18 protein-coding genes are annotated in these 20,151 nt (G+C 60.0%); 11 read left to right on the forward strand and 7 right to left on the reverse strand.

Going from position 1 to position 20,151, the window contains the following annotated elements; genetic code table 11:
* Positions 1–64: 64 nt before the first annotated feature.
* The 7 genes from JH25_RS12450 to JH25_RS12420 all read left to right on the forward strand — a co-directional run bounded on the left by JH25_RS12450 (position 65) and on the right by JH25_RS12420 (position 7,495).
* On the forward strand, positions 65–2,098 hold the full coding sequence (locus tag JH25_RS12450; RefSeq protein WP_177327432.1) for an ABC transporter permease subunit: 2,034 nt from the start codon (positions 65–67) through the stop codon (positions 2,096–2,098).
* 15 nt (positions 2,099–2,113) lie between these two features.
* Positions 2,114–3,784, forward strand: coding sequence for a phosphate ABC transporter permease PstA (gene pstA / locus JH25_RS12445; protein ID WP_032878679.1), 1,671 nt, complete (start codon positions 2,114–2,116; stop codon positions 3,782–3,784).
* 164 nt (positions 3,785–3,948) lie between these two features.
* On the forward strand, positions 3,949–4,782 hold the full coding sequence (pstB, locus tag JH25_RS12440) for a phosphate ABC transporter ATP-binding protein PstB (RefSeq protein WP_005792533.1): 834 nt from the start codon (positions 3,949–3,951) through the stop codon (positions 4,780–4,782).
* A 70-nt stretch (positions 4,783–4,852) separates the two neighbouring features.
* Positions 4,853–5,614 carry a phosphate signaling complex protein PhoU gene (phoU, locus tag JH25_RS12435; protein ID WP_032878680.1) on the forward strand — a complete coding sequence of 254 codons (762 nt, stop codon included), beginning with the start codon at positions 4,853–4,855 and terminating at the stop codon, positions 5,612–5,614.
* A gap of 167 nt (positions 5,615–5,781) precedes the next feature.
* On the forward strand, positions 5,782–6,681 hold the full coding sequence (locus JH25_RS12430) for a response regulator (protein ID WP_032878681.1): 900 nt from the start codon (positions 5,782–5,784) through the stop codon (positions 6,679–6,681).
* Between the two features lie 186 nt (positions 6,682–6,867).
* Positions 6,868–7,191, forward strand: coding sequence for a type II toxin-antitoxin system RelE/ParE family toxin (locus JH25_RS12425; protein ID WP_005792530.1), 324 nt, complete (start codon positions 6,868–6,870; stop codon positions 7,189–7,191).
* A gap of 4 nt (positions 7,192–7,195) precedes the next feature.
* Positions 7,196–7,495 carry a helix-turn-helix domain-containing protein gene (locus JH25_RS12420; RefSeq protein ID WP_005792529.1) on the forward strand — a complete coding sequence of 100 codons (300 nt, stop codon included), beginning with the start codon at positions 7,196–7,198 and terminating at the stop codon, positions 7,493–7,495.
* A 62-nt stretch (positions 7,496–7,557) separates the two neighbouring features.
* On the opposite strand, the gene JH25_RS12415 is transcribed toward JH25_RS12420, so the two are convergent.
* The 3 genes from JH25_RS12415 to phoB all read right to left on the reverse strand — a co-directional run bounded on the left by JH25_RS12415 (position 7,558) and on the right by phoB (position 11,164).
* Positions 7,558–8,898, reverse strand: a complete 1,341-nt coding sequence (locus JH25_RS12415; protein ID WP_005792528.1) for a hemolysin family protein — start codon at positions 8,896–8,898, stop codon at positions 7,558–7,560.
* Positions 8,899–9,106: 208 nt separating this feature from the next.
* Positions 9,107–10,393 (reverse strand): phosphate regulon sensor histidine kinase PhoR, encoded by a 1,287-nt coding sequence (gene phoR, locus JH25_RS12410; RefSeq protein ID WP_236648093.1) that lies wholly within the window; start codon positions 10,391–10,393, stop codon positions 9,107–9,109.
* A gap of 81 nt (positions 10,394–10,474) precedes the next feature.
* Positions 10,475–11,164, reverse strand: coding sequence for a phosphate regulon transcriptional regulator PhoB (phoB, locus tag JH25_RS12405; protein ID WP_005792526.1), 690 nt, complete (start codon positions 11,162–11,164; stop codon positions 10,475–10,477).
* A 154-nt stretch (positions 11,165–11,318) separates the two neighbouring features.
* On the opposite strand from phoB, the gene JH25_RS12400 reads away from it, so the two are divergent.
* The gene (locus JH25_RS12400; protein ID WP_032878683.1) at positions 11,319–11,702 is read left to right on the forward strand and encodes a COG4315 family predicted lipoprotein; all 384 of its coding nucleotides are present in this window, start codon (positions 11,319–11,321) and stop codon (positions 11,700–11,702) included.
* Positions 11,703–11,810: 108 nt separating this feature from the next.
* Here the strand turns inward: JH25_RS12400 and ubiA are convergent, their stop codons facing one another.
* On the reverse strand, positions 11,811–12,701 hold the full coding sequence (ubiA, locus tag JH25_RS12395) for a 4-hydroxybenzoate octaprenyltransferase (protein WP_032878684.1): 891 nt from the start codon (positions 12,699–12,701) through the stop codon (positions 11,811–11,813).
* On the reverse strand, positions 12,701–13,264 hold the full coding sequence (locus tag JH25_RS12390; RefSeq protein ID WP_032878685.1) for a chorismate--pyruvate lyase family protein: 564 nt from the start codon (positions 13,262–13,264) through the stop codon (positions 12,701–12,703). The genes ubiA and JH25_RS12390 overlap by 1 nt, the downstream gene beginning before the upstream one ends.
* Positions 13,265–13,459: 195 nt before the next feature.
* Between JH25_RS12390 and JH25_RS12385 the strand changes: the two genes are divergently transcribed.
* The 3 genes from JH25_RS12385 (at position 13,460) to JH25_RS12375 (ending at position 15,279) form a co-directional block, all read left to right on the forward strand.
* Positions 13,460–13,627 carry a rubredoxin gene (locus tag JH25_RS12385; RefSeq protein WP_002555879.1) on the forward strand — a complete coding sequence of 56 codons (168 nt, stop codon included), beginning with the start codon at positions 13,460–13,462 and terminating at the stop codon, positions 13,625–13,627.
* Between the two features lie 36 nt (positions 13,628–13,663).
* Positions 13,664–14,812, forward strand: a complete 1,149-nt coding sequence (locus JH25_RS12380; protein WP_032878686.1) for an NAD(P)/FAD-dependent oxidoreductase — start codon at positions 13,664–13,666, stop codon at positions 14,810–14,812.
* Positions 14,813–15,003: 191 nt separating this feature from the next.
* Positions 15,004–15,279 (forward strand): HU family DNA-binding protein, encoded by a 276-nt coding sequence (locus tag JH25_RS12375; RefSeq protein WP_003195589.1) that lies wholly within the window; start codon positions 15,004–15,006, stop codon positions 15,277–15,279.
* 102 nt (positions 15,280–15,381) lie between these two features.
* On the opposite strand, the gene JH25_RS12370 is transcribed toward JH25_RS12375, so the two are convergent.
* A complete protein-coding gene (locus JH25_RS12370) occupies positions 15,382–15,756 on the reverse strand; it encodes a DUF4259 domain-containing protein (RefSeq protein WP_032878687.1) in 375 nt (124 codons plus the stop codon).
* Between the two features lie 10 nt (positions 15,757–15,766).
* A complete protein-coding gene (locus JH25_RS0127200) occupies positions 15,767–20,137 on the reverse strand; it encodes an RHS repeat-associated core domain-containing protein (RefSeq protein ID WP_081883318.1) in 4,371 nt (1,456 codons plus the stop codon).
* Positions 20,138–20,151 lie beyond the last annotated feature (14 nt).

Here is a 20,151-nt window from a genome sequence, read left to right on the forward strand (position 1 = left end):
CGTCGTTGCACCTCTGTTCCAGGGCGCCTCGTTGACCAAGGAAGACGCGCTGACCCCCGCCTGGATGCAGGACGCCGGCAAGCCGTTGATGATCTCCCTTGAAGAACAGAACCAGGTCGCCATGCGGGTTTCCGACAAGGGCCAGGCGCTGTTCTTTGAAGTGGACTCCGGCGCTGAGCTCAAGCGTGTCGACTTGCCGCTTCCGGCCGGTGCCAGCGTTGTTTCTATTGGTGAAGACCAGCCGGGCAGCCCGCTGGTTATCCTTGGTTTGTCCAATGGCCAGTCCCTGGTGTTCCGCCACACCTATAAAGTGTCGTACCCGGACGGCAAGAAGACCATCACCCCAGCGATTGAATACCCTTACGGCGAAACGCCGATCGTGTTGGATGAGGCCGGTCGCCCACTGGAGCATGTCGCCCTCAACGCCACTGACTCCACCTTGGTGGTGGCCGGTTCGGCGGGTTCGTACCTGAACGTGCTGTCGTTGAGCCGCGAAGAAAACATGATGACCGGTGAAGTCACCAGCGAGCAGAAGCGCATCGAGCTGCCGCAGATGACCGAACCGGTGAAAGCCATCTTTGTCGACCCACGCCAGCAATGGCTTTATGTGATCAACGGTCGCGCCCTGGCCGATGTGTTCAGCCTGCGCGACAACAGCCTCAACGGTCGCTACAAACTCCTGGAAGACGGCGCAGCCGAAGTCACCGCCAGCACTCAGCTGGTGGGCGGTATCTCGCTGATCGTCGGCAACTCCAAGGGCGGCCTGGCCCAGTGGTTCATGGCCCGCGACCCGGATGGCGAGCAACGCCTGAAACAGATCCGCACCTTCCAGATGGGCACTGCGCCCATTGTCGAAATCAGTGCTGAAGAGCGCCGCAAAGGCTTCACCGCGCTCGATGCCGCTGGCCAGTTCGGCGTTTTCCACAGCACCGCTCACCGCACCCTGCTGGTCGACCCGGTGGTCGACGGCCAGGGCCTGTTCGGTATGTCGCCACGGGCCAACCGCGTAATCGTCGAGGCCGGCGGCAAGCTGCAACCGCTGTTGCTCGACAACCCGCACCCGGAAGTCTCGTGGAGCGCGTTGTGGAGCAAGGTCTGGTACGAGAACTACGACGAGCCTAAATACGTCTGGCAGTCCACCGCCGCCAACACCGACTTCGAACCCAAGATGAGCCTGGCCCCGCTGACCTTCGGCACGTTGAAGGCTGCGTTCTACGCCATGCTGCTGGCCGCGCCGCTGGCGGTTGCCGCCGCGATCTACACCGCTTACTTCATGGCCCCGAGCCTGCGCCGCAAGGTCAAGCCAGTGATCGAACTGATGGAAGCCATGCCGACCGTGATCCTCGGCTTCTTCGCCGGCCTGTTCCTGGCGCCGTACGTGGAAGGGCACTTGCCGGGCATTTTCAGCCTGCTGATGCTATTGCCGATCGGCATCCTGGTCGCCGGTTTTGTCTTCAGTCGCTTGCCCGAGTCGATTCGCCTGCGGGTGCCGGACGGCTGGGAAAGCGCGATCCTGATCCCGGTAATCCTGCTGGTGGGCTGGCTCTCGCTGTACATGAGTCCATACCTGGAAACCTGGTTCTTTGGCGGCGACATGCGCATGTGGATCTCCCATGACCTGGGGATCACCTACGACCAGCGCAACGCCCTGGTGGTCGGCCTGGCCATGGGTTTTGCGGTGATCCCGAACATCTACTCGATCGCCGAAGACGCCGTGTTCAGTGTGCCACGCGGCCTGACCCTGGGCTCCCTGGCCCTGGGCGCCACGCCCTGGCAGACCATGACCCGCGTGGTCATCCTCACCGCCAGCCCGGGCATCTTCTCGGCACTGATGATCGGCATGGGCCGTGCTGTGGGCGAGACCATGATCGTGCTGATGGCCACCGGTAACACTCCGGTCATGGAGATGAACCTGTTCGAGGGCTTGCGCACCCTGGCGGCCAACGTCGCGGTGGAAATGCCCGAGTCGGAAGTCGGTGGCAGTCACTACCGCGTGCTGTTCCTCTCGGCACTGGTACTGCTGCTGTTCACGTTCATCATGAACACCCTCGCCGAGCTGATTCGTCAGCGTCTGCGCAAGAAATACTCGTCGCTTTAAGAAAGGTAGAAGTCTGTGAAACAGAACTCCCTGAATGGATGGTTCAAGAGCGGCGCCCCAGGCGTCTGGATCAGCGGTGGCGCGGTGTCCATCGCGGTCATCATGACCATTGGTTTGCTGGCTGTGATTGCCGTGCGTGGCCTGGGCCACTTCTGGCCGGCCGACCTGATCCAGGCCAACTACAACGTGCCGGGCCAGGCCAACCATATCGTCATCGGCGAAGTGGTACAGAAAGAAGAAGTGCCGCGTGAGCGCCTCAAGAGCGCCGGCCTGCCGGTGCCGGACCAGGGCCCGGAATTCATGACTCGCGAGCTGATCAAGGTCGGCAACCGCGACTTGAACGGCAACGACTTCACCTGGATCGTCGGCGAATGGTTGAAGGACCAGACCAAGCCGGCCAACCTGATGGCCATTGAGCGTCGTGAGTGGGGCAACTTCTACGGCACCCTGGTCAACGTCAAGCAGGACGGCAAGGTCATCGCTGAAGGCGAGGCCGCATGGCCAGAGCTGCAAGCTCGCGTGGACCGTGTCAACAAGCTCGCCGCCCAGCTCAAGACCCTGGAAAAAACCGATATCGGTGCGATCAACGCCGGCCTGGAACGCATCCGCCTGCACGGGCGCAAACTGGAACTGGAAGGCAAGCTCGACGCCGCCGCCCAGGCCGATATGGACGCCGACCGCGCCGAACTCAACGCCCGCTATCAAGATATCGAAGCGCGCCTGGCCGACTTGCACGCTCAGTTCAACCGCGACGCCCTGACTGCCCGCGACGGCAACGGCAAGGAAGTGGAGATCGGCATCGGCAAGGTGGTGCACGCCTACCAGCCTAACGCCATGGGCACCCTGACCAAGATCGGCTTCTACTTCAGCAAGGTCTGGGAATTCCTCAGTGATGACCCACGGGAAGCCAACACCGAAGGCGGGATTTTCCCGGCCATCTTCGGCACCGTGATGATGACCCTGATCATGGCGATGATCGTGACCCCGTTTGGCGTGCTGGCGGCCGTGTACCTGCGTGAGTACGCCAAGCAGAACACTCTGACGCGGATCATCCGTATCGCCGTGAACAACCTGGCGGGCGTACCGGCCATTGTCTACGGCGTATTCGGCCTGGGCTTCTTCGTCTATGTACTGGGTGGTTCGGTTGACCGCCTGTTCTTCGCCGAAGCCCTGCCGGCGCCGACCTTCGGTACTCCGGGCCTGCTCTGGGCCTCGCTGACCCTGGCGCTATTGGCGGTGCCGGTGGTGATCGTGGCCACCGAAGAAGGCCTGGCGCGCATTCCTCGCACGGTGCGTGAAGGCTCCCTGGCACTGGGCGCGACCAAGGCGGAAACGCTGTGGAAGATCGTGCTGCCGATGGCCAGCCCGGCCATGATGACCGGCATGATCCTCGCCGTGGCCCGCGCCGCCGGCGAAGTGGCGCCGCTGATGCTGGTGGGCGTAGTGAAGCTGGCTCCGTCGCTGCCGCTGGACGGCAACTATCCGTACTTGCACCTGGACCAGAAGATCATGCACCTGGGCTTCCATATTTATGACGTCGGCTTCCAGAGCCCCAACGTCGAAGCCGCACGGCCGCTGGTGTACGCCACCGCGTTGCTGCTGGTGCTGGTGATCGCCACGCTCAACCTGTCGGCGGTGTGGATTCGTAACCACCTGCGCGAAAAATACAAGGCGCTGGACAGCTAACACCATTCAATGTGGGAGCTGGCTTGCCTGCGATGCAGACGACGCGGTGTATCAGTAAGACCGCAGTGATGCCATCGCAGGCAAGCCAGCTCCCACAGACACAGAATTTGAGTAAGCCGCCCCGGCGGTTCAACGAAACGAATTGGTAGCACAGGGAGCATCCCATGCAACACGAAAACCAACCTCACGGCATCAACATGTCTGCCCTGGGTCGCGACAAACAGAGCCTGAGCCTGGCCCAGGAAACCGTGGCCATCGAAGTCCCGGGCCTGAGCCTGTACTACGGCGAAAAACAAGCGCTGTTCGACGTCAGCATGAACATCCCCAAGCAGCGCGTGACCGCCTTTATCGGCCCGTCCGGCTGCGGCAAGTCGACATTGCTGCGCACGTTCAACCGTATGAATGACCTGGTGGACGGTTGCCGTGTGGAAGGTGCGATCAATCTCTACGGCACCAATATTTACCGCAAGGGTGAAGACGTGGCCGAGTTGCGACGCCGGGTGGGGATGGTGTTCCAGAAGCCCAACCCGTTCCCCAAGACCATTTATGAAAACGTGGTCTATGGCCTGCGCATCCAGGGCATCAACAAGAAGCGCGTCCTCGACGAAGCGGTTGAATGGGCTCTCAAGGGCGCCGCGTTGTGGGACGAGGTCAAGGACCGTCTGCACGAGTCGGCACTTGGCTTGTCCGGCGGCCAGCAGCAGCGTCTGGTGATCGCCCGTACCATCGCCGTAGAGCCGGAAGTGCTGCTGCTCGACGAACCGTGCTCGGCGCTCGACCCGATCTCGACCTTGAAAGTCGAAGAGCTGATCTACGAGCTCAAGTCCAAGTTCACCATCGTTATCGTGACCCACAACATGCAACAGGCGGCGCGGGTTTCGGACTACACCGCGTTCATGTACATGGGCAAGCTGGTGGAGTTCGGCGATACCGATACCCTGTTCACCAATCCGGCGAAGAAGCAGACCGAAGACTACATCACCGGTCGCTACGGCTAGGAAGCTGTGGTTCTGATTGCACTGACGCTGCGGTTCTCCGCACCTTACCGGACGCTCCAAGGACGCCAACATGATTAGCAAAGAAGGCCTTACCCATCACATCTCCGCGCAGTTCAACGCCGAGCTTGAGGAAGTGCGCAGCCACCTCCTGGCGATGGGCGGGCTGGTGGAGAAGCAAGTCAACGATGCCGTCACCGCGCTGATCGAGGCCGACTCGGGCCTGGCCCAGCAGGTGCGCGAGATCGATGACCAGATCAACCAGATGGAACGCAATATCGATGAAGAGTGCCTGCGCATTCTTGCCCGTCGCCAGCCGGCGGCCTCCGACCTGCGTTTGATCATCAGCATCTCCAAGTCGGTGATTGACCTGGAGCGCATTGGCGACGAAGCCACCAAGATCGCCCGGCGTGCCATCCAACTGTGCGAAGAAGGTGAAGCGCCACGCGGTTATGTGGAAGTGCGCCATATCGGCGACCAGGTGCGCAACATGGTGCGCGATGCCCTCGACGCGTTTGCGCGTTTCGATGCAGACCTGGCGTTGTCGGTGGCTCAGTACGACAAGGTCATCGACCGCGAGTACAAGACCGCCTTGCGTGAACTGGCCACCTACATGATGGAAGATCCACGTTCTATCTCGCGGGTCTTGAGCATTATCTGGGTGCTGCGCTCGCTGGAGCGGATCGGCGATCACGCGCGTAATATCTCGGAACTGGTGATCTACCTGGTGCGCGGTACCGACGTTCGGCACATGGGCCTCAAGCGCATGAAGGCCGAAGTTGAAGGCTCCGGCGATCAAACGCCTAATGTTCCAGGCGAACCTGACGATAAGTAAGGTTGCCCGTGAAATTAACGCCCGGCCATTGGCCGGGCGTTTTCGTTTGTGGCAGCTGAATTTTTTGCGCGGGCGGCGAATAAAGTCCGAACGTGACTGCAAGGTTTTGGCAAAATGCCATCAGTCAGGCGTACTGCCAGCCGAGGTTTTTATAGGATGAAGGGTCGATGAGCAAAGTCAGTGTATTGGTGGTGGATGACGCCTCGTTTATTCGCGACCTGGTGAAGAAGTGCCTGCGCAATTACTTCCCCGGAATCAAGATCGAAGATGCGGTGAACGGCAAAAAGGCGCAATCCATCCTGATGCGCGAAACCTTCGACCTGGTGCTGTGTGACTGGGAAATGCCTGAGATGTCCGGTCTTGAGCTCTTGACCTGGTGCCGCGAGCAAGCGCATCTGAAGGCCATGCCGTTCGTGATGGTGACCAGCCGTGGCGATAAGGAAAACGTGGTTCAGGCGATCCAGGCCGGCGTTTCCGGCTATGTCAGCAAACCGTTCACCAACGAGCAACTGCTCAACAAGGTCAAGCAGGCCCTGCACAAGATCGGCCGCCTCGACGCACTGATCGCCAGCGCGCCGACCAAGATGAACTCGGCCTTCGGCAACGACTCCCTGAGCGCCCTGACCGGCGGCAGACCCGAAGCGGTCAAGCCGGCCCCGGTGGCGGCACCCAGTAAAGGTCTGCTCAACACCCCACCCGTGAAGGCCCCAGCAGCAGCGGCGCCGGCTGGCAGTCGCGGTCAGGGCCAGTTGCGCCTCGCAAGCGGCACTCAGCAATGCGTGATCAAGGCCCTGAGCATCAAGGAAGCGTTGCTGGTGGTAAAGCGCGGCGACGTCCTGCCTCAGGTACTGGAAAGCGCCGTGCTCGACCTTGAGCAGGGCGACAACGCCGAAGTCGCACGCCTCAACGGCTACCTGCATGCCATCGTCGCCTACGAGCCCAAGCCCGACAGCGACTGGTTGCAACTGACCTTTCGCTTTATCGACCAGGATGCGCAGAAGCTGGACTACATCTCGCGCCTGATTGCGCGCGGTACGGCGCAGAAGCATTTTGTGCCGGGTGCCTGATGGCCTGAATCAAGCAATCGACCGGTTGTCTGATTCCTGCTGGATGGCTTGATTTATATCTGTTCCGATATAGGCTCTCGATAACGCTTCAGTGGTGTCGAGCCTTTGCTATGCCTTGAAACAAAGCTGCACCGCCTTTGGTTGAGTCGTCGATTACGCTTTTTCTTTCCAGGAAAGGAGAAGTCAATGCCAAGGCACAAGGATGTGGTGTTTCTAGGAAGCTCGCTCAAGGATCTCAAGGATTTTCCTCTCGACGCCCGAAGGGCAGCCGGTTTTCAGTTGGATCTGTTGCAACAGGGTGAGCAGCCCTTCGATTGCAAGCCGATGAAAACGATCGGGAGGGGCGTCAATGAGATTCGGATCACTGAAGAGTCGGGAGCGTTTCGAGTGTTCTACGTGGTCAATCGGCCTGAAGCTGTCTATGTGCTGCACGCGTTGCGCAAGACCACACGGAAAACCGAAGGGCGGGATATCGAATTGGCGCGTGCCAGATTGCAGGAATTAGGTTAAGCCCATGACAAATCAAAAGTTACATACCGAACGTTTCAACTCTGTGTGGGATGCTCTGGAGGACACGCCAGCGCAAGCCGCCAATATGCGCCTACGCTCAAAGCTGCTGTTGGAGTTGTGCAACACCATTCGTAGCTGGGAGCTGTCCCAGAAGGATGCGGCGCTAAGGCTGGGTATCAGCCAGCCTCGCCTGAACGACGTACTTAACGGCAAGATCGACAAGTGTTCTCTTGATGCGTTAGTCAATCTGTCGGCCGCGGCGCAGATGAATGTGGATATCTGTTTCAACGCGCTGCCTGCGTGACGATCGTTTAGGTCGTCACGACGCTTGGGATATTGCCCAATTTTGCATTGGGCAATCGAAGGTCAGTCCAGCAGCAAGACCTTGGCCAGTACTATCTTGGGCCCTTTCATCTTCTTGATGATGATCCGCAAGCCTTCCACTTCCAGCACTTCCTCTTCTTCCGGCACGCGCTTGAGGGTGTCGTAGATCAGGCCGGCCAGGGTTTCGGCTTCGATGTGGTCCAGGTCGACGCCCAGCAGGCGTTCGACTTTGAACAACGGCGTGTCGCCACGTACCAGCAATTTGCCGGGCTGGTAGGCGAGGATGCCGCGCTCGGCCTTGCGGTGTTCATCCTGGATATCGCCCACCAGTACTTCCAGCACGTCTTCCATGGTCAGGTAGCCGATGATCTTGCCGTCGGCTTCCTCCACCAGGGCGAAGTGCGCGCCGCCTTTGCGGAACTGCTCCAGCAGTTGCGACAACGGCATGTGCCGCGAGACGCGTTCCAGCGGGCGGGTCAGTTCGGCCAGGTTGAAGGATTCGGGAATATGGTCCAGGGCGGCCAGTTCCAGCAGCAGATCCTTGATGTGCAACAGGCCCACGAACTCATTGCGCACCGCGTCATACACCGGGTACCGGCTGAATTTGTGGCGACGGAACAGCGCAAGAATCTCTTTGAGCGGGGCGTTGAAGTCCAGGGTCACCAGGTCTTCCCGGGAGTTGGCCCAGTCCACCACTTCCAGTTCGCCCATTTCCACCGCAGAGGCCAGTACGCGCATACCTTGGTCGCTCGGGTCCTGGCCACGGCTGGAGTGCAGGATCAGTTTGAGCTCTTCGCGGCTGTAATGGTGCTCATGGTGGGGGCCAGGCTCGCCTTGGCCGGCGATGCGCAGGATGGCGTTGGCGCTGGCGTTGAGCAGGTAGATGGCCGGGTACATCGCCCAGTAGAACAGGTACAGCGGTACTGCCGTCCATAGCGACAGCAGCTCGGGCTTGCGAATCGCCCAGGACTTGGGCGCCAGCTCACCGACCACGATGTGCAGGTAGGAAATCACGAAGAACGCGGCAAAGAACGACACGCCCTTGATCACTTCCGGCGACTGCACGCCGATCGCGCCCAGCATTGGCTCGAGGATGTGCGCAAAGGCCGGTTCACCGACCCAGCCCAGGCCCAGGGACGCCAGGGTGATACCCAGCTGACAGGCCGACAGGTAGGCGTCGAGCTGGCTGTGTACGGTACGCAGGATCTGCCCGCGCCAGCCGTTTTTGTGGGCGATGGCCTCGACCCGCGTGGCACGCAGTTTGACCATGGCAAATTCCGCCGCAACGAAGAAACCGTTGAGCAGTACCAGGATCAGTGCAAAAAGAATCATGCCGAAATCGGCGAAGAGTGTAGCGAGGGTAATGCCAGGGGAAGGGTCCATGATGGGGTTTTGCAGGTTCCGTGTGTTCAATAAGGGATGACAGGTGAGCCTGAAAGGCAGGCGCAAGTCGGCCAATGTAGCGGCTGACGGGGCGCTTGCCTAGTGCCCGCTGCCGGGCGGGGCAAGGAACCTGTTCTCCAAAAGCATACAAATCCAATGTGGGAGGGGGCTTGCCCCCTCCCACATTTAGATTTGTGCTGTATTTGAGTTATTCATCATTGTCGATCACTGGCGAACGCGTTACCTGCGTTGTCGGAAAATGGCAGGTAAACGTACTGCCATGCCCCAGCACGCTGCTGATTTCCAGGCGCGCCCGATGGCGCAACAACACATGCTTGACGATCGCCAGGCCGAGCCCCGTGCCGCCGGTGTTGGAGTTGCGGCTGGAGTCAACGCGGTAGAAACGTTCGGTGAGGCGCGGCAGATGCTTGGCGTCGATGCCGATACCCGAGTCCTGCACGCTCAGGTGCGCGCCCTGTTCGTCGGCCCACCAGCGAATACGGATATTGCCCTTGTCCTGGGTGTACTTCACCGCGTTGAACACCAAATTGGAGAACGCGCTGCGTAACTCGCCCTCACTGCCCTTGAGCAGCACCGTCGGGTCGGCTTCCAGGGTGATCTGCTGGCCGCGTTCACCGGAGAGCGCCTGGGCGTCATTCTTGATGGTGTGCAGCAGGCTTTGCACTGCCACCGGGTGGTTATCCGAGGGGTAATCGGTGGCTTCAAGCTTGGCCAAAAGCAGCAAGTCGTTGAGCAGGGTCTGCATCCGCGAGCCTTGCTGCTGCATCTGCTGCAGGGCGCGGCTCCAGCGCGGGTTGATCTCGTCGACGTTGTCCAGCAGCGTCTCCAGGTAGCCGCAGATCACCGTCAGCGGTGTGCGAAGCTCGTGGGAGACGTTGGCGACGAAGTCCTTGCGCATCTGTTCAAGCTGATGGATGCGGGTCACATCACGCACCAGCATCAAGTGCTCATTGTTGCCATAGCGCGTCAGGTACAGCTGGATGCGTACGCGGTCGTTGGTGGGCGACGGGATTTCCAGGGCTTCTTCGTAGTTGTCCTGCTCGAAGTATTCCTTGAAGCGCGGGTGGCGCACCAGGTTGGTCACCGGCTGGCCGCTGTCTTGTGGCGTCTTGAGACCCAGCAGGGTTTCGGCGGCGCGGTTCCACCATTCCAGGTTACCGTCGCTGTCGAGCATGATCACGGCGTCCTTGAGCGCCGCGGTGGATTCCTGCACCCGGTCGATCACCGCTTGCAGGCGCCCGCGTACCCGTTGGTCGCGGCGTTGCAGGTGGTAGATGCTGTCGAACACCTCACCCCACAGGCCATAGCCATCGGGCGGCGCCTCGTCGGGTTTGTGCTGGCGCAGCCATTCATGCAGGCGCAGCAATTGTTTGAGGGTCCAGCCCAGGTACAACGCGATGCCGGCGGCCAGGCTCCAGCCGTAATAGCCACTGATCAGCCCGACCAGCAGGCAAGCAGTGATCAACAGAAGCATGTGGCGGATCAGGGTGCCATGCCAGTTCTGGTTCACTTAAACATGCGTCCTTGTCAGCTGTTAAGGGAGGAAGGGGCTGGCTCAGCTTTTGGTGGAAAACCGATAGCCGGTGCCGCGCACGGTTTGTACCAGATTCTCGTACGCGTCGCCCAAGGCTTTGCGCAAGCGGCGGATATGCACGTCCACGGTGCGCTCCTCCACATACACATTGCCGCCCCACACCTGGTCCAGCAATTGGCCGCGGGTGTAGGCGCGCTCCTGGTGGGTCATGAAGAATTGCAGCAATCGGTATTCGGTCGGGCCCATCTCGGCGGGCTTGCCGTCGATGGTCACGCGGTGGCTGATCGGGTCCAGAATCAGGCCGTCGACTTCGATCGGCGCTTCGCCATCGGTCGGGCCGGCACGGCGCAATACGGCTTTGAGGCGCGCCACCAGCTCCCGAGGGGAAAAAGGTTTGGTGATGTAGTCATCGGCGCCCACTTCCAGGCCCTGGATCTTGTTGTCCTCTTCACCCTTGGCGGTGAGCATGATGATTGGGATATCCCCGGTCAGTTCGTCACGCTTGAGGCGCCGGGCCAACTCGATGCCGGACGTGCCGGGCAGCATCCAGTCGAGCAGGATCAGGTCCGGCTTGCGGTCGACGATAATGGCGTGGGCCTGCTGGGAGTTTTCCGCCTCCAGGCAGTCATAGCCGGCCATTTCCAACGCAACGGCGATCATCTCGCGAATGGGCGCTTCGTCGTCAACAATCAGAATGCTCCTGCCAACCATGCTCAAAATCCTCTTGTCATTTAACTGTCTTGCGCCGCATTAGATAACGGAATTATTGCAGTCGTGTGACAGTAATTTAGTCGCTTGGGCAATTCAGGGCACTCTGGACTACCCTTTGGGTCCGAATCCTGACAACCACAAAAGGAAGGTTCCGATGACTTACAGCACGATTTCCTGGAAAGCCCTGCTGCTATCCGCAGCCTTGGCACTGCCAGGCCTGGCGTTTGCGGCAGAGCCTGCGATGACTAAAGAAGGGATGTTGGTGGATCACAAGGGCATGACGCTCTACACCTTCGACAAGGACGCCGATGGCAAGTCAGTGTGCAAGGACCAGTGCGCGACCAACTGGCCGCCGTTGAAGGCCGAGTCCACCGACACCACGACCGGTGACGGTGAGTGGACGGTGATCACCCGCGACGACCAGACCAGCCAGTGGGCCTACAAAGGCAAGCCGGTCTACACCTACAAGGACGACAAGAAAGCCGGTGACAAGACCGGGGATGGCAAGGGTGGCGCCTGGCACATCATCAAGCCTTAAGTCTGCGGTGCTGCTGAATCCATCGGGGGCAAGCCCCCTCCCACACTTGAATGTATTCACACATCAAAATGTGGGAGGGGGCTTGCCCCCGATGGCGTCAGTCCTGCACTACCGAACCGCGTAATCCACCACAATCCCGACAAAAATCGCCAACCCCGCCCAATGGTTATGCAAGAACGCCCTGAAGCACTTCATACGGTCCCTGTCCCGGGTGTACCAGAACTCCCAGGCAAAACAGCCCGCCGCCGCCAGCAACCCCAGTTGGAACCAACCCCCCAGTTCAAACCGCGTGCCGGCCAGCAACAGGCACACCAGCGACAGCCCTTGCAGGGTCAGGATGATCACGCGATCAGCATCACCAAACAGAATGGCGGTGGATTTCACCCCGATCTTCAAGTCGTCATCACGGTCGGTCATGGCGTAATAGGTGTCGTAGCCCACGGTCCACAACAGGTTGGCGATATACAGCAACCACGCGGTAGCGGGCAGATGGCCGGTCTCGGCGGTAAACGCCATCGGCATGCCCCAGGAAAACGCCGCGCCCAGCACCACCTGCGGGTAGTAGGTGTAGCGCTTCATGAACGGGTAGCTGGCCGCCAGCGCCAGGCCGCCCAGCGATAGCAGGATAGTGCTGGCGTTGGTCAGCAGCACCAGCAGGAAACTGACACCCATCAGCACGGCAAAAAACACCAATGCCTCTTTCGAGCTGATCTTGCCGCTCACCAGTGGGCGTTGCTCGGTGCGCTTCACATGGCCATCGACCTTGCGGTCAGCCCAATCATTGATCACGCAGCCACCGGCGCGGGTCAGCACCACGCCCAACACGAAAATCACGATATTAAGCAGCGACGGCGAGCCCTCGCCAGCAATCCACAGTGCCCACAATGTCGGCCACAGCAACAGGTAGATGCCAATGGGCTTGTCCATGCGCGTCAACTGAATGAAATCCCAGGCCCTGGGGTTCAGGCGGTTCAAGGACTTGAGCAGACGTTGATACATCAGCAGTTCTCCGGATGGTCATGCAGCGCGTGCCAGAAACTCGGCAGGAAGACTTCTGCCACCAGCACGCTCAGCGCGCCGCGATCGAAGCGAGAGCGGCGCGCCCACAAACCGTCGATCTGGTCCGCTGCCGGCAGCCATGGGCGAGGGTAATGGCACACTTCGATGGCCTGGCGGGTAAAGGCGCGGTCGCAGAACAACAGCTCCCCCAGCGAGCGACTGCCCAGCTCGTCCATGTGCAGCCCGTCGCCCTGCAAGGCACTGCGCGCCGCCACGCTGCGGGCAAACACCCACGGCTGGTCATGCCCACGCAGGTACACCTCGCGCACCCAGCCGATGCTGGCCGGGGCCAGGCCCAGGGCGGCACATTCATCGTCGCGCAATGGCTGCCAGCCTTCGAACAGCGGCGTCACGCTGAAACCGTCGTTGGACAGCCCTGTCAGCCGTCGCGTCAGCGAGCCTTCGTCAAACAGCCAGTTGAGGGTCAAGGGCGTGGGCAAGGGACTCAGAAGGCTCTGGGTCAGCCATTGGCAAGCATCGGAAGGGGCGATTGAGTGCGGCACGGTGAGTCAGTATTGGCAGCAAAAGAGGCGGCGAGCTTACCATGGCACCCTGAACTTTTGCCGCGCCAAACCGGCCGTTTGCGCCGATCGTGCTTGCATCTGCCGGCCCCGATCAGTACAAAACGCCCTGAGCCGTGCGGCAACGCTGGATCCATCGACCGCCGGCCAACATGCCTGGACTTGAGGAAGCACGTAATGAAGAAGTGGCAATGTATCGTCTGTGGCTTGATCTACAACGAAGCGGACGGCTGGCCGGATGACGGAATAGCTCCGGGCACGCTGTGGCAAGACGTCCCGGAAGACTGGCTGTGCCCGGACTGCGGCGTGGGCAAAATGGATTTCGAAATGATCGAAATCGGCTAATTCTTAGTTTAAGACACGTACTACAAGGAGAAAGGAATGAACGCACCCGTCGTGATCATCGGCACAGGATTGGCCGGTTACAACGTAGCCCGGGAGTTTCGCAAGCTCGACAGCGAGACCCCATTGCTGCTGATCACCGCGGATGACGGGCGCTCCTACTCCAAGCCCATGCTCTCCACCGGCTTTGGCAAGAACAAGGAAGCCGATGGCCTGAGCATGGCCGAACCCGGCGCCATGGCCGAGCAGCTCAAGGCCGAAGTGCGCACCCATACACGTGTCAGCGGCATCGACGCAGGCCACAAGCGCCTGTGGATCGGCGAGGAAGCGGTGGCCTACCGCGACCTGGTCCTGGCCTGGGGCGCAGAAACCGTGCGCGTACCGGTTGAAGGCGATGGGGCTGAACTGATTTTTCCGATCAACGACCTGGAAGACTACGCGCGCTTCCGCGCCGCGGCTGCCGGCAAACGTCGCGTGTTGTTGCTTGGCGCTGGCCTGATCGGCTGCGAATTTGCCAACGACCTGATCCTCGGCGGCTATGAAATCGACCTGGTCGCACCCTGTGAGCAGGTCATGCCGACCCTGCTGCACCCGGCGGCTGCCGCAGCGGTGCAAGCCGGGCTGGAAGGCATCGGCGCGCGTTTCCACCTGGGCCCGGTGCTCAATCGCCTGCAACGCACGGCTGATGGCCTTGAGGCGCACCTGTCGGACGGTGATGTGATCCACTGTGACCTGGTGGTGTCCGCCATCGGCCTGCGTCCTCGTGTAGACCTGGCCGCCGCCGCCGGCCTGCAAATCAATCGCGGGATCATGGTGGACCGTCACCTCAAGACGTCCCACGCCAACATCTACGCCCTGGGCGACTGCGCCGAGGTCGACGGCTTGAACCTGCTGTACGTGATGCCACTGATGAGCTGCGCCCGTGCCCTGGCGCAAACCTTGGCCGGCAACGCCACGGCGGTGAGCTATGGGCCTATGCCGATCACCGTGAAAACCCCGGTCTGCCCGCTGGTGGTGTCACCTGCGCCACGGGGCACCGAAGGTGTGTGGAGCGTCGAAGGGCAGGGCGCCGACATCAAGGCCCTGTGTCGCGACGCCAGCGGCCGCCTGCTGGGATACGCGCTGACCGGCAGCGCCGTCATGGAAAAACTGGCCCTGAACAAAGAACTTCCGCCATTGCTGGCGTAAATGCCAGCCGTTCTGTCGGAATCAGCACCGTTTCGCCTGTAGAAAGGTCGCCGGGAGACTGGCGGAGCGTGCGAGGGCGTGCCATCCTCACTCCCGTCTGCCGCAGAGTAGAGCCTGCGGCGCCTTGGGCGCTGCTCCACCAGAGAGCAGCACGGACATAACAACAAAAAACCGTCAAAGAGGCTTCATTTATGCGTAAACCAGATCTCGCAGCCGCCATCGCTGAAAAAGCAGACCTCACCAAAGAGCAGGCCAACCGCGTCCTTAACGCCGTACTCGAAGAAATCACCGGCGCCCTGCACCGCAAGGACAGCGTCACCCTGGTGGGTTTCGGCACCTTCCTGCAACGCCACCGCGGCGCCCGCACCGGCAAAAACCCGCAAACCGGTGAGCCTGTGAAGATCAAGGCAAGCAACACCGTCGCGTTCAAACCGGGCAAGTCGCTCAAAGACAGCGTCAACCCGTAAGTTAAGCGGTACCGTCTCGAAGGGAGGCGGGGCGGTAAAGAAAATGGGCACGCCGACTGGGTCGGGTGCCCATTTTTGTTGGGTGCCGATACGTATGCCAGATTAAGCCAGCTCGCCTAATCGCATTTTCAGAGCGTCGATTTGTTCCTCCACGGCGTTGATAACATCGGCGCTGTCGCCCCACATATCAAGAAACCCCCATTCGTCATTGGGCGGGTCAATCAGTTGGGTCAGAATTGAAATAGCCTGCTCGATCAGGGGTTTGAGTTCTGCCAGATACTCGGCTGGCCATATATAGGGGTTGCCTAGGGTTTGTAATAGATAACAGGCAGCCCTAAAGGCGTCATAACGTTCTTCAGCGGGATTAAACTGGCTGATTTCGTTGATCAAGACCGCAAAATTTTGTTGTTTCCAGAATTCCTGAAACCAGTCCGCGGCTTCATCGTTTTCCCAAGGGTTGTAATTCCAGGCGCCCATTTTTGACTCCTTAGCCACATTTTCCGAATCGTGATGGTTTAGATTTTTCTGTTGCGACCCAGTTGGGGTTTTTGAATAGCTCACGTGTACCGGCAGGCGCTCGAAGGTTAGAGGTTTTCCCGCCGTCTACGCTCCTGCCGCCATTTCGCACAATTTCACTGGCTTCGACCTTATAGATTTCCTGGGCGGTGGCCCCGTTCATACTGTGTAACTGTACCGAGCTGATTTTGTCAGCCGGCAGTTTTCCGGAAGCGACATGCTGACTCAGTCTTGAGCCGAAGGTTTGATCAGTAGTGGAACCTACGTAGAGCTTGCCATTTTTGTCAGTAAATCGATAAACACCGACTGATTTTGCATCCGCGCCAAGCGCCTCCAGGAGCGCTGGGTTAAGTCCAAGAGGATCGATCCAAGTCAGCGGGTTCGAGGCATAAGCGTAAAGATTCAAACCACCTGCCAGACCTATAGGGTCAGGTGTCGTAAAACGGCCAATGTCGGGGTCGTAATACCGCAAAGTATTGAAATGCAACCCGGTTTCTCGATCAAGATACTGACCCTGGAATCGCAGGTTCTGCTCCTCGATGAAGTACGCTTCGCGCACCTCTTCAAGAGGGGCGCCCCATACTTTGTAGCGCGCTTGCCAAACTATGAGCCCATCAGTCTCGGTGAGGTACTCTGGCAGTCCGTTCAGGTCATTGTGGTAATACCGCACACACTGGTGTTTCCCCGTACCGTCCACGCGAGCTAGCGGGTCATAGCTGTGATTGTCATATAGATAGAGGCTGGTCTGGCTATGCCGATGTTCCTGTAGAAGACGCAAGCCATCCCAGTCGAAGCGTGTTTCTCCCAGGCAGAGCTCATTGGCATCGTGCTCGGTTTTGCCAATACGCCGCCCAAGGGGGTCGTACACCATCCTCACAATCGTGTTCAGCGCGCCTTTCTGGCTACGCACTTCGATCAAGCGATGCTCGGCATTGTAAGTAAACCGTTGCAACCCCCGCGCCGTGCTGCTTTTCTCGATCATCCGCCCAAGGGCGTCGTACTTGTAACGTTTGTCTTGATAGGTGAGCAGGCGGTTATGCCTTACCAGACCACCTTGGGTCGGGCCGTCGAGCAAATTGGCGGCAGCATCATAGGCGTAGGTTTCGCTGTGTCCTACTTGGTGGTTGACGAGGATGCGTCCCGTACTGTCGTAGCCCAGAAGCTCTTGACGGTCAGTACGACGACGCCCGATCAGGTTATCGCTGGGGTCGTAGCAGTATTCAGTCTCAACCAACGGTGGCAACTGCCACGGTTGGTCAATACTACGGCGCTGTCGCGAGCGAACCCGTCCATTTCGATCATAGGCGGTACTCGTCTTGAGTTGGCCCTGAGTGCGCTGCACTTCGCGGTGCAAACGATCCCGCTCGAAGTCGCTGATGACCTTACCATCGAGATTCAACTGATGCAGGTGGCCACTGCCGTAGTAGAGGCGGTTCAGCCATCGTCCGTCGGGCAACCGGGTCTGAATCAGGTTGCCCAATTCGTCGTAGTGATGCTGCAAGGACCCCGCTGTGCTTTGCTCCTGCAGCAGTTGTCCCAGCGCGTCATAGCTGAAACCCAGTACCTGTTCTGCGCCGTCAAGCGCGGTGAAGGTGACGGCCACCAGTTGATCGTTCAGATCATGCTCATAAACGGTGGTGCCGTCCGCAGTGACTTTGCTGACCAGGCGCCCAATCGGATCTCGCTGAAACTGGTGTGACAACGCAGCTACCGGTTCGCCTTCCATCCCCGGCAGGTAGTCCACGGCTACGACATCATCCAGCGAATCATAGGTGTAGCAGCGCCGACTCTGGTCGAGGTCTTGCTGCTGCACCATACGGTCGGCCGCGTCCCATTCAAAGCGGTAGCTTTCTCCGTTCTCGTTTGTCAGCTTGCGAAGTCGCCCGTAGGCGTCATGATCGAACATGACCGTGCGGTTATGCGCATCCCAGCGTTGCTTGACCAGGCCGCGTACGTCATAGGCATAGCGCGTGGTGCTACCGGCCGGGTCGATATAAACCGTCAGATAACCATTGGTGCTACGTTGAAATTGCTCCACGCGACCGTCGGGAAGCTGGCATTCCAGCAATAGTCCCTGAGGTCCGTATCGGTAGCGCACCGACTCACCTTCGGCATTGGTCTGCACTACCAGATTGCCAAACGCATCGTATTGATAACGAGTCGGATAACCCGAGCAATCCACTTCTTCGACCAGTTGGCTCCACTCGTTCCAATGCAACGTTCTGGTCTTTTCCGTGGCGTCGATGATTTGCACCGGCTGACCGAAACCGTCATAGACGTAACGCGTACGGTTTCCCAAGGGGTCGATTTCTTCGATGCAGTTGCCACGCTGGTCGTAGCGATAATGCCAACTGTTGCCTGCCGGATCGGTTTCCACTTGGGGCAATGCCCAGTGTTCCAGCCACTGCGTGCCGCGGGTTCTGGACAGCGGATCGATGACGGCGCTCAGGTTGCCGGATGCGTCATAGTTGAAACGCCACTGGCCGTTTTGCGGGTCAATCGCGCCGAGCAACTGGCGATCTTCGCTCCATTCAAACTGCCACGTATGGCCCAGGTTATCGACGTAGCGAGTGATCTGGAACTGCGGGTTCCAATGCCGCGTGCTGACCCGCATCAGGCCGTCGGTCACGCGGGTAATGCCGGCGTCCAGATCGTAATCGAAGCGGTATTCATCGCCCGCGTCGGTCCAGTGCCGGCTGACGCGCCATTCCGGGCCGTCTGGCCCTGGTACTTCAGCCCATTGGTAGAAACAGCGCAAACCACTCGGCAATTGGTGCTCGGCCATGCGCCTGCCGCTGTCGTAGGCAAAGCGCCGTAGGGTTGTGCCTTGGGCATCCAATACTTCGGCAAGATCGCCGTTGTTGTCATAGCGATAACTGACAAGTACGTCGCTGCGTGCATCGAAATGGTCCTGGCGCAGGTAACGCCGCTCGATGTGGCTCACACGCCTAGGGTGTTCAGCCGCGTAGTTCAGTTCTACATGCATCAAGTCGTGGGTGTCGCGCAGGCGATACAGTCGGCCCTGACTGTCGTAGTCGAGGAAAATCCGGCCCTCATTACGATCACCCAGCAGATGCAAGCGCATCCGCGAGCTGTTCAGCGGGTCGGGCTCGAACAGGCGATACAGGCCGTCGATGCTTTCGACCAATACCGCGCCGTCGCCACTGCGCCTGACTGCAAGGCCTTGGCCCGGATCGAACGCTCCGCCGGACAACGGGATGTAACCGATCTCCAGGCGGCGTCCTTGTTCGTCGATGTAGACCAGGTTTTCGTCTGCTTCTATCTCGATCGACACCTCATACGCGACGCTCCATCCAGCGCCAAATAGGCCGTCCCGGCGTGTGTCGAGGCTGCTGTAAAAGCGCTGCCAATCTATCGGGAGCAATCCCGGCAACGTGAAGTCCAGTTCCTCGTCCCCGCCCAGGATCTTGGCCCCCGTCGCGCTGTGCACCGGATTGGGCGAGCCATTCATGGCGCCCTTGAGCGCAGAGGTGACCTTGGCGGTCCCATAAGAAATCGCTCCCCCCACCAGCGCACTTCCGATCATGCACGGCAGCTTGGTCCAGAAACACTTCACATTGCCCCGCAACGCCATCACCACGGCAATCGCCAGCCCCACCCCCGGCGTTTTCCCGCTACGAATCTCCTGCACCACAATGGTCTCGCCACCAATGCGCACATCCGGCGAAATCAGACCCTCAGCCGTTCCAATCTTGGCGTCACAGGTACTGCGATCCCCGCTGCGTGCCGCCGGCTGACCATTGATGAATACCGAACTGGAACCCTCGGCAATGAACTGCAGGGGCATGGGCGGGTGCTTGTTGCACGCCACGGTGTCCAGCGGGCAAGGCTCTGTGCCGGGCGCAGGCGAGGCGACCGTCGGGCGCCACATCTGCGAGAAAAACTCTCCGGCCATATCCAGGAAGCTTGGCGCTGGCGGCTCGCTGGGCGCGACGGGCACAGCCGTCATCTTGCCGGCGGCGCGGGCAGCCTTTTTGCCATTGATGAACACGTTGTGCGAGCCGCTGGTGATGAACGCATCGATCACCGGCGGGAACACCCAGTTGGCGGCGGACTCGCACCAACTGGATATCTTCAAGTCGGCGCCAGTGAGCCCAGCGGTGATGCCGACGACCGCGCCCACCACCAAAACCAATGCAACACCGCCTGTGGCAATGGTTGCACCGGTCGCGAGGAACACCGCTCCGGCAACGGCCAGGCAGCCCACAGTAGTGATCGCCGCATAGGCGGCCACTTCCAGCACACCGCCGAGAATATCGGCCATCACCGAGGTGTGCAGCAGTGCGTCGCCTTCGCGGGCAGCCCAAAGATCGTCACTCATCGCTCAGGCTCGAC

The sequence above is a fragment of the Pseudomonas sp. BRG-100 genome, from assembly GCF_000737955.1.
Classification (GTDB): Bacteria; Pseudomonadota; Gammaproteobacteria; order Pseudomonadales; family Pseudomonadaceae; genus Aquipseudomonas; species Aquipseudomonas synxantha_A.